General features: G+C 38.4%; 14 protein-coding genes. 3 read left to right on the top strand and 11 right to left on the bottom strand.

The window, feature by feature from the left end; all coding sequences use genetic code 11:
• Window positions 1-21: 21 nt before the first annotated feature.
• Both egtD and egtB read right to left on the bottom strand, forming a co-directional pair.
• A complete protein-coding gene (gene egtD / locus H5157_RS05465; RefSeq protein ID WP_182724318.1) occupies window positions 22-996 on the bottom strand; it encodes an L-histidine N(alpha)-methyltransferase in 975 nt (324 codons plus the stop codon).
• The gene (gene egtB / locus H5157_RS05460) at window positions 993-2,264 is read right to left on the bottom strand and encodes an ergothioneine biosynthesis protein EgtB (RefSeq protein ID WP_182724317.1); all 1,272 of its coding nucleotides are present in this window, start codon (window positions 2,262-2,264) and stop codon (window positions 993-995) included. Before egtB ends, egtD begins: the two co-directional genes overlap by 4 nt.
• A gap of 894 nt (window positions 2,265-3,158) precedes the next feature.
• Here egtB and H5157_RS05455 point away from each other — a divergent pair.
• Window positions 3,159-4,739 carry a BCCT family transporter gene (locus H5157_RS05455; protein WP_002961195.1) on the top strand — a complete coding sequence of 527 codons (1,581 nt, stop codon included), beginning with the start codon at window positions 3,159-3,161 and terminating at the stop codon, window positions 4,737-4,739.
• Window positions 4,740-4,819: 80 nt separating this feature from the next.
• Here the strand turns inward: H5157_RS05455 and H5157_RS05450 are convergent, their stop codons facing one another.
• The 3 genes from H5157_RS05450 to H5157_RS05440 all read right to left on the bottom strand — a co-directional run bounded on the left by H5157_RS05450 (window position 4,820) and on the right by H5157_RS05440 (window position 8,585).
• Window positions 4,820-5,530 carry a 3'-5' exonuclease gene (locus H5157_RS05450; protein ID WP_182724316.1) on the bottom strand — a complete coding sequence of 237 codons (711 nt, stop codon included), beginning with the start codon at window positions 5,528-5,530 and terminating at the stop codon, window positions 4,820-4,822.
• Between the two features lie 3 nt (window positions 5,531-5,533).
• On the bottom strand, window positions 5,534-7,429 hold the full coding sequence (locus H5157_RS05445; RefSeq protein ID WP_039489770.1) for a DUF294 nucleotidyltransferase-like domain-containing protein: 1,896 nt from the start codon (window positions 7,427-7,429) through the stop codon (window positions 5,534-5,536).
• A 148-nt stretch (window positions 7,430-7,577) separates the two neighbouring features.
• Entirely contained in the window at window positions 7,578-8,585 is a 1,008-nt protein-coding gene (locus tag H5157_RS05440) for a rhodanese-related sulfurtransferase (RefSeq protein ID WP_002961191.1), read from the bottom strand.
• Window positions 8,586-8,793: 208 nt separating this feature from the next.
• Here H5157_RS05440 and H5157_RS05435 point away from each other — a divergent pair, with 208 nt between their 5' ends.
• On the top strand, window positions 8,794-10,122 hold the full coding sequence (locus H5157_RS05435; protein ID WP_182715358.1) for a DEAD/DEAH box helicase: 1,329 nt from the start codon (window positions 8,794-8,796) through the stop codon (window positions 10,120-10,122).
• Between the two features lie 2 nt (window positions 10,123-10,124).
• Complete coding sequence (locus H5157_RS05430; RefSeq protein WP_002961188.1) at window positions 10,125-10,958, top strand: S1 RNA-binding domain-containing protein; 834 nt, start codon at window positions 10,125-10,127, stop codon at window positions 10,956-10,958.
• A 39-nt stretch (window positions 10,959-10,997) separates the two neighbouring features.
• Here the strand turns inward: H5157_RS05430 and H5157_RS05425 are convergent, their stop codons facing one another.
• The 6 genes from H5157_RS05425 to rpsA all read right to left on the bottom strand — a co-directional run bounded on the left by H5157_RS05425 (window position 10,998) and on the right by rpsA (window position 15,679).
• Window positions 10,998-11,372, bottom strand: a complete 375-nt coding sequence (locus tag H5157_RS05425) for a hypothetical protein (protein ID WP_024595713.1) — start codon at window positions 11,370-11,372, stop codon at window positions 10,998-11,000.
• 93 nt (window positions 11,373-11,465) lie between these two features.
• A complete protein-coding gene (gene pyrF, locus H5157_RS05420) occupies window positions 11,466-12,170 on the bottom strand; it encodes an orotidine-5'-phosphate decarboxylase (protein ID WP_002961184.1) in 705 nt (234 codons plus the stop codon).
• A 44-nt stretch (window positions 12,171-12,214) separates the two neighbouring features.
• The gene (lapB, locus tag H5157_RS05415; RefSeq protein WP_002961182.1) at window positions 12,215-13,351 is read right to left on the bottom strand and encodes a lipopolysaccharide assembly protein LapB; all 1,137 of its coding nucleotides are present in this window, start codon (window positions 13,349-13,351) and stop codon (window positions 12,215-12,217) included.
• A 2-nt stretch (window positions 13,352-13,353) separates the two neighbouring features.
• Entirely contained in the window at window positions 13,354-13,635 is a 282-nt protein-coding gene (locus tag H5157_RS05410) for a lipopolysaccharide assembly protein LapA domain-containing protein (RefSeq protein ID WP_039489780.1), read from the bottom strand.
• A 21-nt stretch (window positions 13,636-13,656) separates the two neighbouring features.
• A complete protein-coding gene (gene ihfB / locus H5157_RS05405) occupies window positions 13,657-13,944 on the bottom strand; it encodes an integration host factor subunit beta (protein WP_002961178.1) in 288 nt (95 codons plus the stop codon).
• 67 nt (window positions 13,945-14,011) lie between these two features.
• The gene (gene rpsA / locus H5157_RS05400) at window positions 14,012-15,679 is read right to left on the bottom strand and encodes a 30S ribosomal protein S1 (protein WP_002961176.1); all 1,668 of its coding nucleotides are present in this window, start codon (window positions 15,677-15,679) and stop codon (window positions 14,012-14,014) included.
• Window positions 15,680-15,735 lie beyond the last annotated feature (56 nt).

Genomic DNA, 15,735 nt, shown 5'->3' with positions numbered 1-15,735 from the left:
CGCCCTAAACTTAAGTAACGTTTAAAGCGGTCTTAATAAGCACAAGGCAAAATAGTTACTATCGTCTTGCCATGTTTGCTCTAACTTTAAATTAGCCTGCGCTGCAAGCTGCTTAAACGACTCAAGCGTGTACTTGTGAGAGTTTTCCGTATGAATGCTTTCGCCTGCTATAAAGTCTATTTGCTGATCATTTATAATCACGCTTTGAGTACAATTACTCACTAAATGCATTTCGATACGGCTATGTTGCTCGTTAAAGCGTGACTCGTGGCTAAAATTGTCTAAGTTAAATGTGCCATTTAACTCGTTATTAATACGTTGTAGTAAGTTTTTATTAAACGCGGCGGTTATACCTAATTTATCGTTATATGCATCAAGTAACACTTGGCGCTCTTTTACTAAATCAATGCCAATTAGCACATAGCCATTTACACCACATAAGCGATGGAAATTATTCATAATTTCAATTGCTTTTACAGGTGCAAAATTACCAAGAGTAGAGCCTGGAAAATACACCAGATTTGTTTGACTATCTAAAGCGGTGTCTTTGGTTAGCTGTTTAACCATTTGACTATGTGTAAAGTCTCCTAATAATGGCGAAATTGCCAAATCTGGAAATAACGGTGACAAATGAGCAAGTGAATAACTGAGCATCTCTTCAGAGATTTCAAACGGTACAAAGGTTTTTACGTTTGCCATATGCGCTAATAAATAGGCAACCTTTTTACCCGAGCCACAGCCAGGCTCTATAATAGAGAGGTTTTCAGGTAGCATTTGAGCAATCGACTGCGAATGTTGCTCTAATATAGAAAGCTCAGTTCGTGTTACGTAATACTCTTGTAATGTTGTTATTTGCTCAAATAATGCAGCACCTTTATCATCATAAAAATATTTACACGGAAGCGTTTTTTGTTGTTGAGTTAATCCGCTTATCACGTCGTTTAGAAATTCAGTGTCGGTTATGTTACTTTGCTTAATCGCTGTTACTTGGCTCATACTATATCCTTAGCTAGTCTTATCCCGCTGCACATCCACGCTTGATGCGGGTAATAAAAATTACGATATGTTTGTCGTAAATGGTTTTGAGGGGTAAACACACACCCGCCACGTAGCACCATTTGGTTATTCATAAACTTACCATTGTACTCCCCTGCTACTCCATCAATAGGCTTAAAACCAGGGTATGGTAAATATGCACTGTTCGTCCATTGCCAACACGCATCAGTTAACTGGTTTATTTCAGTATCAGTCTTTGCTTGCTGAGGTGTTAGGTCGTTATTATTAATCTCTGTTGAAGCTGTATTTTTAGCTGCATATTCCCACTCAAACTCTGTAGGCAAGCGAGCCTTTACAAAATTAGCATAGGCGCTGGCCTCAAAATAACTAACATGGCAGATTGGTGCACTTAAATTAAGAGGCTGCAATCCATAGTGTGTAAACTCAAACCACTCGTTATTTATGCAATGCCAATATAATGGATGCGTTAAACGAGTGTTTTGAATATGCGCCCAACCGTCGCTTAACCAATATTGTGGATTGCTATATCCACCGGCATTTATAAAGTCTAAATATTCACCATTAGTGACCAATCTATTAGCAAAACTGAATGGATGAATTAGTACTTGGTGTTTGGGGCACTCGTTATCATATGCAAATTCATCGTCGGCATTTGTGCCAATATTAATAATGGCTTGTTCAAAATTGATAAAATTAAGGGGTTTAATATCAGCTGATTTTTTTTGGCTATTTAAAAGCGATGTTTTATATTGAGGAAATAATGGATTTACTGAAAAGTTATATTTGATGTCCATAAGCATTAGTTCTTGATGCTGTTGCTCGTGGTGTAACCCAAGTTCAATAATATCTTTAATGTGCGGGTTAACGTCAGTCTTAAGTAATTCAATCACGCGGCTATCTACATGTTCTCTGTAAGCTAGCACTTCGTCTAAACCTGGCCTAGATAAGCTTCCTCTGTTTGCCCGTTTAAATTGCTCTCCAATCCCATTGTAGTAAGAATTAAAAAGCATTTTATAGTGAGGGTTAAACACTGCGTACTGTTTACAATGAACACTAAGTAAAAATGTTTCAAAAAACCACGTGGTATGCGCTAAATGCCATTTAGTAGGACTGGCATCAACCATAGCTTGTAATTGGCAATCTTCTACAGTGAGTGGCTCAATAATAGCTAGGCTTTCGTCTCTAACGCTGCAAAAGCGTTTAACAAGTACATTTTGATTGGTATCGTTTGTAACGCTTTCACGCATAATAGTATTAATCCTTTGCCTATCTATTTATAAAATATAGCTTAGGGCATGCTGAGCTTTTTGGATTGAAATTTGTTCAATCTAGAGGCGATTAAATCGCGGCACGAGGTTTGTAACCTAGTGGGCTAAGTAAAAACCGAGTAACAAAGAGTTAATCGTCCCTAGAAAGAACCCAAAGGGCAGTGTATGTTTGGTATTTATGCTGCGTTATCGCCTATTTATGGGGAATGACCACACTACATAGGCTCTGCCTTGCCTAAAAACCAAACATACTACTGTAAATTCAATCGCCAAAATTCAACATGCCCTAATGTTGTGTTAAATCATATTCATATTACAACTTGATTAAAGGTGCTTATCGGCTTATAAATTTATAATAGCCTTGAAGAGAAATTTGCTCTTTGCTAGCCGGTTTTTGATTATTCTTACGTGCATGCAAGCATGAAAAATAACGCATAAGCTGTTACCGAACCGCTAAGCTATAAATCTAGGAGCGATTAAATCGCGACTAGACTTAACAAATTTCAATCCTTAAAGACTAACAAGTCCTAATATTTAAGCATTAATTAAGCTACTTAAAAATGATCTTTTTTTACTTAATCAAGTAAATTAATACTTTTAATAGCAAACTAAATTTTAACGTTCACTGAATTTTTAAATTTAGGGCTTTTAAATGAAAGAATCATGAATTTGGCCATATAAACAGCGTTTTAAATACAAATTCATTTACATTTAATATTTAACTCATACACTACTAGCTGTATGATCACGCTTCAAATTAGTTAGTCTTCAAATAATTACGGTATTACTTTTTACTTAATATTTAAAGACTAATGTAATTCGATATGACGCCGAATTTATTTTGGCTTGTTAGGACAACTAAAGAGGTATTGCATGAAGGAAAATCATGACAAATATAGTATTGACAACACGGATTACACCGTAGGTCAGGACAACGTACAAAAGTGGGGGTTTGATATTCACAACCCTGTTTTTGGAACTAGTGCGGGCCTGATTGTCATCTTTTTAATCGCCATACTTGTTACCGACCCACAAACTGCAAAAACAGCGCTTGATAGTATCAAGACCGATATTATTAATAATTTTGATGCCCTATTTATGTGGGCTGCTAACTTCTTTGTACTCTTTTGTTTAGCACTTATTGTTTCTCCTTACGGTAATATTCGCCTTGGTGGTGATGACGCTAAACCTTCTCACTCTCGCGTTTCATGGCTTGCTATGTTATTTGCTGCGGGTATGGGTATAGGCCTTATGTTTTGGGGCGTTGCTGAACCAGTTGCTTACTTTACTGGTTGGTACGAAACACCGCTTAATGTAGCCGCTAATACACCAGAAGCTGCAAAATTAGCAATGGGCGCAACTATGTTTCATTGGGGTCTTCACCCTTGGGCTATTTACGCTGTTGTTGGTTTATCTCTTGCATTTTTTACCTATAATAAAGGTTTACCGCTTTCAATTCGTTCTATTTTTTACCCTATATTAGGTGATAGAGCTTGGGGTTGGCCTGGTCATATCATTGATATCTTAGCTGTACTTGCTACGTTATTTGGCCTTGCAACATCTTTAGGTTTAGGTGCGCAACAAGCTTCTGCAGGTATTAACCATGTATTTGGTACAGAAGGTGGCATTGGCTCTCAAATTCTAGTTATTGCGGGTGTAACACTTTTAGCCATTGTCTCTGTGGTTCGTGGTATTGACGGTGGTGTGAAACTACTAAGTAATGTAAATATGCTAATTGCGTTTTCATTATTATTGTTTGTATGTTTAGTAGGCTTTGCTGTAGCAATGGGTAATGTACCCACTACCGTGATGGGCTATGTAGAAAATATTATTCCATTGAGTAATCCTCACGGTCGTGAAGACGAAACATGGATGCATGGTTGGACTGTGTTTTACTGGGCTTGGTGGATTTCCTGGTCACCGTTTGTAGGTATGTTTATCGCGCGTGTATCACGTGGTCGTACAATTCGTGAATTCTTAATTGCGGTTTTACTTATTCCTACTCTAGTTACTGTTTTATGGATGTCTATTTACGGTGGTATTGCGATTGATCAAGTAGTTAATGGTGTTGGTGCGTTAGGCACTAATGGTTTAACTGATGTACCTTTAGCTATGTTCCAAATGCTTGATGAATTACCTTTATCTAATATTTTATCGTTTATTGCAATTTTATTAGTCTTGGTATTTTTCATTACGTCATCTGACTCTGGTTCATTAGTAATTGATTCAATTACAGCTGGCGGTAAAATTGATGCACCGGTACCACAACGTATATTTTGGGCATCGGTTGAGGGCGCAATTGCAGCTGCTTTACTTTGGATTGGTGGCACACAAGCAATTGAAGCACTACAAGCAGGCGCTGTCTCTACAGGCTTGCCATTTACTATTGTATTATTATTTATGTGTTTAAGTTTAGTTCTAGGTTTACGAACTGAGCCTCGCCCAGTTAAATAATACTTTTAGTAAGTAACACTTTTAATTAGTAACGAAAACGCCGCAATTTTTGCGGCGTTTTTTTGTTTGGTCATTAAAAGCTAGAACCACAGCTCTGAGATTGGAGTATCTACACGATAATGATAACTCAGTTGCGCTTGTAAAAGTTCTGCTGTAGCAAGTGCATCCGTTAACGCATTGTGATTTTGATATGCTGGTAGGGAATAACGCGCACGGCAATCTGTTAGCCTAAGAGAACCTAATTTTGTGTTAAACAATCGCCCTAATAAACCCTGCCTTGCTTTTAGTGCTCTTTTTTCTATTTCCATTGTATCAACAAGTGCAAACTCAATACCTTCTTTAAGCCTTAACAATAACGCATTATTTAAAAAGTGACGTTCTATTGCGGCATAATGCACCACGACAACTTTACCACTGAGCGCTTCAAGTAAAGGCTCTATAATTTGATTAAAGTCGGGGGCGTCGTCCACCTCAGAATGCGTTATTCCATGTATTAAAATAGACTCTTCATGAAGGTTTCGCCTAGGCTGCACAACCCAATGCCGACTGTGCTTACAATAAATGCGCTCTAAATTGAACGACACCAAACCAACACTCACTATATCGTCGTTTTGACTATTTAAGCCTGTTGTTTCAAAATCCATTGCTACAAAAGGCACGTCTTTTATTGCAGCTTTGTTTTGATTATAAGCACCCGCATAAAAGTGTTTTAGGAGTTTATTTTTGGTGCTATTGGCAAGCTCGTTATACCTAGCTTGCCAATCAATTGCTTTATGATTACGCGGATTCATAGGCTACTTTACACCAGAGTTTGCTGTGTAGCTAAATTTTAAATAGCTTTGTGCTTTTTCTAAAATGGCGAATGCCTCTTTTAAGTTTCGTTGCTCGAACGGAGAAAGTAAATGTGGATCTAAGTCGTTATCGGGCTCTTCGCCCTTCTCTATTTGCCACGCTTGATGGCGAATTCGCATCATGGCAATATACTCAAGTGCGTCACGTAAATCTTGCGCTTTACCCTGTGGTAAAAGTTTCGCTTCAATAATGTCTTCTAGTCGCTCAAACGAATTTTGTTTACGCGAACCAATAGCCAATGCGTGCACGCGAATAACATCAGAAAGAGGTGCAGTCCCTCTTCGCTTTAAGTTCATTGAACGCTTATGTTGGCCATTATGCTCCATAACAAAGCCTTTAAAGAAACCTAGTGGAGGTGTTCTATTTCTAGCATTTGCTGCCATATTAGCTAAAAATACGCGATTTACTTTACTTTGTTTTGCTATAAATATTTTAAGCTCGTCGGCCCACTTGGTTTTACCCCACACACCGTCTAAGTCAAAAAATATAGAACTATTAAGCAATGCTTGTGGTTTTGGCTGCGCTATCCAATCTGCAAATTGATCGAACCACTGTGAGCGAGTTTTACGCCATTTTTTAAACGACGCCATAATTTCTCCATCACAGTAGGTGTAACCACACTGTGCTAAACCATCACACACAAAATCGGCAATATTTTGAAAATACGCGTTATGTTTTTCATCGTCATAACTGTCATCTAAAATAAGCGCGTTGTCTTGATCGGTTACAATAAGTTGCTCGTCTCGAGCCATTGAGCCCAGAGCAATAAAACAGTAAGGCACAGGAGGTGGCCCAAACTTTTCTTCTGCTAATACAAGTAGTCTTTGTTTAAATGTACGCCCTATAACAGCCATGGCTGTACCAACCATGTGTGAGTTTGCATCTTCATTCACCATACGAACAAACACATTGGGCAATTGGCGTGCATAATGCGCCAAATCCTCTATTGTTTGTTGAGCCAGTATGCCACGTACAAGTAATAAGCTGCTTTGGGATTCATAACGCAAAATATCAGAGAGGGAGATAACGCCTATTGGGCGTCTTTTCTGTACTACTGGCAAATGATGTAAGTTATCTCTAAGCATGGCAAGTACTGCTTCGAAAATATAGTCATTAGCATCTAATAGTACTAAGTTAGTGGACATAATGTCTTTTGCTTGCGTGTTAAAGGCAAGCCCTTTAGCCACTACTTTAGTGCGTAAATCCCTATCGGTTATTATACCAACTACTTGTCCATCATCTTCTTCTGGGTCATCATTTATGGGTTTATTTACATCGGTTACCAACACTGACGATACCGCCTCTTCGGTCATTAATTTAGCGATATCTTGTATCGTAGAGGTTGCATCTACGGTGACTACATCTCTGTGAATTAATGATTTTACCTTCGCGGTTGTCAGGTCATTGCCATCGGCTTGTTCGACAATAGCTTGATGCAAACGCACGTTACCGTCTGTTTCGAAGTAATCAGCAAACGCATCAAACTCATCACAGTAACGATTAAATAGCTCGACATTTATGCAATATACTAACGTATCTTCAAGAGCAGTTGCAGGAAAACGTACCTTACGGTTCATCAATAAACCCATTTGACCAAATATACCTGCGGTAGCCAAACGATTATACAGCTCGCCATTTCGGCGGTACATTTCTACAGAGCCACTTCTAATTACATACAAATCAGAAATGTCTTGTCCAAAACTCAAGATATCTGTTTTTGCTCTAAAATAAGCCACTTCTACTTGTTGAGCTAGCTCATTAAGCGCTTTTTGAGGTAAGTCATCAAAAGGAGGATGTTGTGCTAAAAATTGTGCGATTTCAACTTGTTCGGCTTGCATAAATCCCTTCCTGTATGCACATTAAAATGACTAAATCTGTTTTGCAGATTAACACTATCATCGGGGTGTGAAAACAATTACTGTACAAATTTAGGCACAAAAAAAGAGCCTAAATAGACTCTTTAAATGTAATACTTATTGTATAAATTTATTTACCGCGCTGAGCGTCTTTTTGGGCTTTTTTAGCTTCTTTACGTTGCTGTAAAACAGCTTGTGCTTCATTACCAATATGGCCCTCACCACGCGCTTGCGCTAATTCTATTTGCTTTTGGCGCTCTGCAAAACGTGCGCGTTGTTCGTCCGTTACTTCTTCAATACAATGATGACAAGAGACGCCCTCCATGTATTCAGGCTTTAACTTTTCGTCTTCTGTAATTGGCATACGACACGCGTGGCATTGATCATAAGAGCCTTTTTGTAGGTCATGATCAACCGCAACGCGATTATCAAATACAAAACACTCGCCTTCCCACATGGTTTCTTCTTTTGGCACTTCTTCTAGGTATTTTAAGATACCGCCTTCAAGGTGATAAACTTCATCAAAACCTTGCTCTTTCATGTAGGCTGTCGATTTTTCGCAGCGGATACCGCCGGTACAAAACATCGCCACTTTTTTGTGTTTCTCAGGGTCTAAGTTTTCTTTTGCCCACTGTGGAAATTCGCGAAAGGTTTTAGTATTTGGATCGACCGCATTTTGAAATGTACCAATTTCAATTTCGTAATCATTACGTGTATCAATTAAAATTACTTCAGGGTCAGATATAAGTGCGTTCCACTCATTTGGCTTTACATAGCTACCCACAACTTTAAGCGGATCTACGCCTTCAACGCCCATCGTTACAATTTCTTTTTTTAGTTTTACTTTAGTGCGGTAAAACGGGCATTCATCGTCGTAAGATTCTTTTGTAACGATGTTTTTTAAATTTGGTTGCTCATCTAGCCATGCTAATAAGTTGTCTATCCCTTCACGTTTTGCAGAAACAGTGCCGTTTATACCTTCGGCAGCGAGCAATAAAGTACCGCGTACTTCATTTGCTTCCATCACTTCTAGTAATGGCTTACGGATAGCTTCAAATTCAGGTAAACCTACAAACTTATACAGCGCACACACTACAAAGTGATCGCCCGTTACATTATCTTTATGAACAACAGTCATTATATTTCCTATTTTGCCTTGTTAGCCAATATTGGCGTCTACCGAATCGTAAATCCGGCGCATATGGGGCGCGTATTTTACGCTTTTTTAGTTTAATTGCAAAAAATAGCGCTATAGATTGGTTTTTACTGTTAGCGACCTAGCTGTGTAAGCTATAATGCGCTGATAAATTTATAGAGTTAATTTGCTCATTTTGGAGAAACACACATTGCAGTTTACTGATCTTGGGATTGATACACGCCTTGAAACACAACTAGCACATCAAGGGATCACCCAGCCCACCGATATTCAAGCGCATGCAGTGCCTACCGCACTTGCAGGGCATGACATTTTCGCTCAGTCTAAAACTGGGTCGGGCAAAACCTTGGCGTTTTTATTACCTGCTGTACAAAGGGTTATGAAACAAAAAGCACTCAGTAAACGCGATCCTCGTGTACTTATTGTTGCTCCTACGCGTGAGCTTGCTACGCAAGTATTTACTCAGCTGCGTTTATTAATTGCTGGTACAGCTATTAAGGCAGTTAAAATACTTGGCGGCGAAAACTTTAATGACCAAATAAAAGCACTTAGAAACGACCCACAATTCGTAGTTGCTACACCTGGGCGTTTAGCTGATCACATTACAAAACGCTCATTGCAATTGAGTGGACTAGAACTGCTTATTTTTGATGAAGCCGACCGTATTTTAGATTTAGGCTTTACCGAGCAGTTAAAAATGATTAACGAGCAAGCTAATCACCGTCTACGTCAAACGTTATTGTTTTCTGCAACACTTGACCATGCACAAGTAGATGCACTATCACGTAACCTATTAAAAAAACCAAAGCAAATTACGCTAAGTGCAGCAAATGAGCAACATAGTGATATTAAACAAACGTTATACCTTGCCGATCACCTTGATCATAAAGAAGCGTTATTAGAGCATTTTTTAAACCAAGATGATGTTGGTCAATGTATTATCTTCACAGCAACGCGTTCTGACACGAGCCGTTTGAGTGAAGCGCTTAATGCTAAAGGCTTCAAATCTGTAGCGCTTGCTGGTGATTTAACGCAAAACAAACGTTTAGATATCATGGATTCGTTTAGTCGCGAAAACTTTAAAATATTGATCACCACCGACGTTGCATCTCGTGGTTTAGATTTGTTGAGCGTAACGCACGTTATTAACTTTGATTTACCAAAACACGCTGAAGAATATGTACACCGCATAGGTCGTACAGGACGTGCTGGCTTTAAAGGAAATGCAATTTCATTAGTTGGCCCAAAAGATTGGGCAAGTTATTTAGCTATTAAAGCATTTTTAAATGACGAATTAAAATTTGCGAGCATAGAGAGCTTAAAAGCTAAGTTTAAAGGTTTAAAAGAGAAAAAACCTGAGGCAGCGTGGGACAAATCTAAAGAAAAAGCCGCCGCTGTTAAAAAGCCTGCATTTAAACGCAAAGCTAAACCTAAAAAGCCTACAGCACCAATTAAAGCACCGATGAACATTGATGGCGATACACCAATGCGCCGTAAAAAAAAGCCTGAGCAGGAATAATTATGAGTTACCTAGGAACCACACAAACATTATTTGTAAAAGAAGTGAGTAACGAAGGTGCTTACTTAGACGGCCATGATTTAGGTGAAGTATTTTTACCAAAACAAGAAATAAAACATGAGCTTGAAGCGGGCGATAGTATTAGTGTATTTATCTTTTTAGACAATGCTAATTTAGCCACAGCAACAATAAAGAAACCACATGCTCAAGTAGGCGAGTATGCCCTACTACGCGTTAAAGAAATAAATAGTATTGGGGCATTTTTAGATTGGGGGCTTGAGAAAGATGTGCTTGCACCTTTTAATGAACAAAAGCCACGCATGCAAGAAGGCCATTCTTATTTAGTACGCCTGTATCTTGATAATGCAAGCCAACGTATTTGTGCCTCAAACAACTTTAATCGTTTCCTATCAAAAGATGAGCCGCAATATACTCACTTACAAGAAGTGGATTTAATTGTTGCTGGCAAAACAGATATTGGCTACAAAGTATTAATTGAAGAGTCGCACTTCGGTGTTGTTTTTTACAATATGGTATTTAAAAGCTTATTTGTGGGTCAAAAGCTTAAAGGCTATATTCAAAAAGTACGTGACGACGGAAAAATTGACGTTGTACTAGAAAAGCCAGGTATGGGAAAAGTAAGTGACCTTGGTGAAACTATTATGCAAAAGCTTAAAAACGAAGGCGGTGTTATTCCACTTGGTGATAAGTCTGATCCTGAAGCAATAAAGAAGATGTTTTCTACAAGTAAGGCTAATTATAAAAAAGCAATTGGTGGCTTATTTAAACAAGAGTTAATAGATATTGAAGCGAAATCCATTCGCTTAAGATCTTAATTATAATTGGCTGTAATTACTAATAATACCTGTTTGTAATTAACCTAAAATATATTTATAAGGCAATGTACATTGCGTATATTGCCTTGAATAATCAAGCACTTCAACTTCCGACTCAAGATTGAGCGGCGCCAAACGAAAAACCTTTTTTTCACATTCTGTTTTTTTATCATCAAGCTTTGATATACATTCACTAACGCTTACATGCTGAGATATGAGTGTATCTTCATTTTTGTAACACAGATGGTGAGCATAATCTTGCATTGTTTTTTTAAAATCAAACATATCGACTGGGTACGTTGGAATTATATCTGTAACGGTTGTTACACCATCGTATGCTTTATTAGAAAAAACGTACTTATTTACTGAAAAACCCGCAATAACAATTACTATAGAACCAAAAAATAACTTCAAAACAAACCCCTACTACATTTTGATTTTATTAATGTAACATAAAACTCACATAAGGTAAGGGGTTTTAGCACTATATGACTGCTTATTGTTAAATTAAGCTATAGAGTTATTAACATCACTAAGCACTTTTACTGGATTATCTGCTTGAGTAATCGGTCTGCCTATAACTAAATAGTCACTTCCTGAATCTATAGCTTGCTTAGGAGTCATTATACGCTTTTGATCACCCGCATCACTCCCTTCAGGGCGTATACCAGGCGTAACAAGCTTAAAGCTATCACCTAACTCTGTTTTTAAAGCTTTTGCTTCTTGTGCAGAGCACACGACACCATCAAGCCCAGCTTCCTTTGCAAGCTTAGCTAAATAGATAACTTGCTCTTGAGCTGATTTATCAACACCTAAACGCTTAAGTTCTGTTTCATCCATACTTGTTAATACAGTCACAGCGATAAGTAATGGGGCTTTGTCACCAAATTGCTCTAGAGCCGATTTAGCTTTGCTCATCATTTCAAAGCCACCAGAAGCATGAACGTTTACCATCCACACCCCCATTTTAGCAGCTGCAGTAACCGCTTTAGCTACTGTATTAGGAATATCATGAAACTTTAAATCTAAGAAAACATCAAAACCTAAATCAATTAACTCTTTAACAAATGCAGGTCCAAAATAGGTAAACATTTCTTTGCCGACCTTGAGACGGCAAGTATCAGGAGAAAGTTGTTTAACAAAGTTTAAAGCAACTTCTTGATCATCGTAATCTAATGCAATAAGAATTTTTTTTGAGTGTTCGAAAGACATAACTATCCTAGTGAATGGCAGTAAAGTTATTAATTATGGGGTTATTAAAATCCGTCTAAGCCTCGACTTGGAACAATGGTTTCCCAATGCTTACAAGAAGGGCAGTTCCAATATATGGTGTAGCTTGTAAAACCACAATGCTGGCATTGGAAATCTGGTTTTGTAGCAATATAAGAGGTTACAAGCTTATCAATTTCGTTAAGTACTTCTTTAGTATTTTTATTTTGGTCACCCATTAATTGCAGTAAAAAACTAAAACCACGAATAGTAGGTTGACGTTTTAAGCTATCAGTTAAAAATTCAAAGGCTTGCTTGGTGTGACCTTGCTCAAGTAATGCTTGGCAATGCTTTATTTTAATTAATACTCCGCCCTTCTCTAACAAGTCACTGACTAACTCGTGAAATTGATGCGTCAAATTCAATTGTTTATAACTGTGTGCCAGCTCATCAATAAACAACGGAGCAAACAAGGTAAATTGTGAGACAAGTTCACGCCAGTAATAAATAGCTTTAACGTAATCTTCTTTTGCGTAAGCAACTAACCCTAACTCGTAAAGCGGACGCACGGCTTTATAATTTAAGCTAATCGCTTTTCTCATTAGTTGGGGTGTATTGTCACTTAAAGCTGACTCACAATAAAAATTAGCAATTGCTTTAAATTGCTGTTCTTTTGAAAATAGTTCGCTATGGGCTTCAAACATGTTGATGCCTTTTTCCCACTCACGGGTTTGCGAATATAAAGTGATAATAGGGTCCAGCGCTTCTACATGCCCTGCTTTAACTAGCCAAACTAAGTGCTCTTCCGCACTATCTAGTAGTCCGGCCATTATATAATCTTCGGCTAATTCTAAACGGCTAGTTGCAGCTTGTTGTTCATTTAAGCTTGGGTGTTTTAATAGAAGTTCGTGAATTTTTATTGCGCGGTCTAATTCACCTCTACGGCGAAACATGGTGGCAAGTGTAGAATAGTGTTCAACCGAGTCGGCTGAAACTTCAAGTAAGTTGATTAAATGCTCTAAGCCTTGATCTTCTTCTCTATCGAGTAGAAATTTTAAGCCTTTGCTATATTCAGAAGTGATCTGACGATTAAGTTGATGAGCTTGGTTTTTAGCACTGTTTTTACCCATAATCCAACCGTAACCAGCGGCAACAGGTAATAGTAAAAACAAAAGCTCAATCATAGTTAGGTGTCTTTATTCGCGGCAAGCTTTTTTTTATCTTTTTCAGGCGCTAATTGCTTTTTTAAGCGGTAGTTTTGCCACTTTAATTGCGAAAACAATTTAAAGCTAATAAAACAACCAATCAAAACACCTAATAAAAAGCAGATACTTATTATTACAGCTAAAGGTAGCGTATTACTGGCTATAATGTAATTTACTTGTACTAACTGTGGGTTTTGTGACCCTAATACAAACGCACTGATAAGGCATAGTGCAACCAGAATAATTTTTAATACCTTGAACAAGTAACTACTCCACTAAGTTAACTAGGCAATGCTTTCATTCACGCGGTCGCGTAATTCTTTGCCTGGTTTAAAATGAGGTACATGCTTTCCTTCAAGCTCAACTGTATCGCCAGTCTTAGGATTACGACCTGTGCGAGGAGCGCGGAAATGCAAAGAGAAACTACCAAAACCTCTGATCTCAATACGATCTGAAGTAGATAATGAGCCGGCCATTTGTTCAAGAATTTCTTTTACAGCATTCTCAACATCTTTCACTGGAACGTGTGCGTGTTGTTCCGCAAGTATTTCTATCAATTCTGACTTAGTCATAGCGTTTCCTTAAAAAGAGATATAGGAAGGGCAAAAAATGCCCTTCCAACTAAAAACTAATTATATATTAGTCTTTTTGTGCATTTGCGAAAGCAGCTGCCATTGCGTTTTCAAACACTGGCTCTTCTTTCTTAAGCTTCTCTAGTACTTCTTTCTCTTCTGCTTCGAAAAGAGCTTTTACAGATAAGCTTAAAGTGCGGTTCTTACGATCAACACCAACGTATTTAACTTCAATCTCGTCGCCTACAGAAACAACAGTAGTTGCATCTTCAACGCGCTCTTGAGCGATATCAGCTACACGGATGTAACCTTCAACGCCTTCGATAAGTTCAACAGTTGCGCCTTTCGCATCAACTTCAGTCACTTTACCTTTAACAATAGCACCTTTTTTGTTTGCATCAAGGTAGTTATTGAATGGGTCAGCTTCGATTTGCTTAACACCTAGAGAGATACGTTCACGCTCTGGGTCAACTTGCAATACGATAGCAGTGATTTCGTCGCCTTTCTTGAATTCACGTACAGCTTCTTCGCCAGGTGTATTCCAAGAAATGTCTGAAAGGTGTACAAGACCGTCAATACCACCGTCAAGACCGATAAAGATACCGAAGTCAGTGATTGATTTGATCTTACCAGTAACTTGATCGCCTTTGTTTTGTAGACGAGCAAATTCCTGCCAAGGATTAGCAATACATTGCTTAAGACCAAGAGAAATACGACGACGTTCTTCGTCAATTTCTAAAACCATAACTTCAACAGTGTCGCCAAGGCTTACAACTTTTGAAGGATGGATGTTCTTGTTAGTCCAATCCATTTCAGAAACGTGTACTAAACCTTCAACGCCTTCTTCGATTTCCACGAAACAGCCGTAATCTGTAAGGTTAGTAACACGACCAGAAAGTTTAGAACCTTCTGGGTAACGACCAGCGATAGCTGCCCATGGATCTTCACCAAGCTGTTTAAGGCCTAGAGAAACACGAGTTTTATCTTTGTCGAATTTTAGAACTTTAACTGCGATTTCGTCGCCAACATTAACGATTTCTGAAGGGTGCTTAACACGCTTCCAAGCCATATCAGTAATGTGTAGTAGACCATCAACACCACCAAGGTCAACGAATGCACCGTAGTCAGTAAGGTTCTTAACGATACCTTTAACTTCTTGGCCTTCAACAAGGTTAGCAAGAAGCTCTTCACGTTCTTGTGAGTTTTCAGATTCGATAACTGCACGACGTGAAACAACAACGTTGTTACGTTTTTGGTCAAGCTTGATTACTTTAAATTCAAGCTCTTTGCCTTCAAGGTGAGTTGTGTCACGTACTGGACGAACATCAACAAGTGAACCAGGTAGGAAAGCACGGATTGAATCAACTTCAACTGTGAAACCGCCTTTAACTTTACCGTTGATAACACCAGTAACAGTCTCTTGCTCTTCACATGCTTTCTCAAGACGGATCCATGCTTCGTGACGCTTAGCTTTCTCACGAGAAAGGATAGTTTCACCGAAACCGTCTTCAATTGCATCTAGTGCAACATCTACTTCGTCGCCTACAGCAACTTCTAGTTCACCAGCAGCATTTTTGAACTGCTCTGCAGGGATAGCACTTTCTGATTTAAGACCAGCATCTACAAGTACAATGTTATTCTCGATAGAGATTACTGTACCTTTAACGATAGAGCCTTGCTCTGCTTCAAAACCCTTTAAGCTTTCTTCAAATAACTGCGCAAAATTTTCTGACATACGAATATACGTCTCATATATTAATACCAATAAGCAACCATGCTGCATGGGGTTGT

It is taken from the genome of Pseudoalteromonas sp. SG43-3 (genome assembly GCF_014164385.1).
In the GTDB taxonomy this organism is placed as follows: domain Bacteria; phylum Pseudomonadota; class Gammaproteobacteria; order Enterobacterales; family Alteromonadaceae; genus Pseudoalteromonas; species Pseudoalteromonas distincta.
Note: the sequence above shows the minus strand (reverse complement) of the source record. Positions and strands in the feature narration are given on the sequence as shown.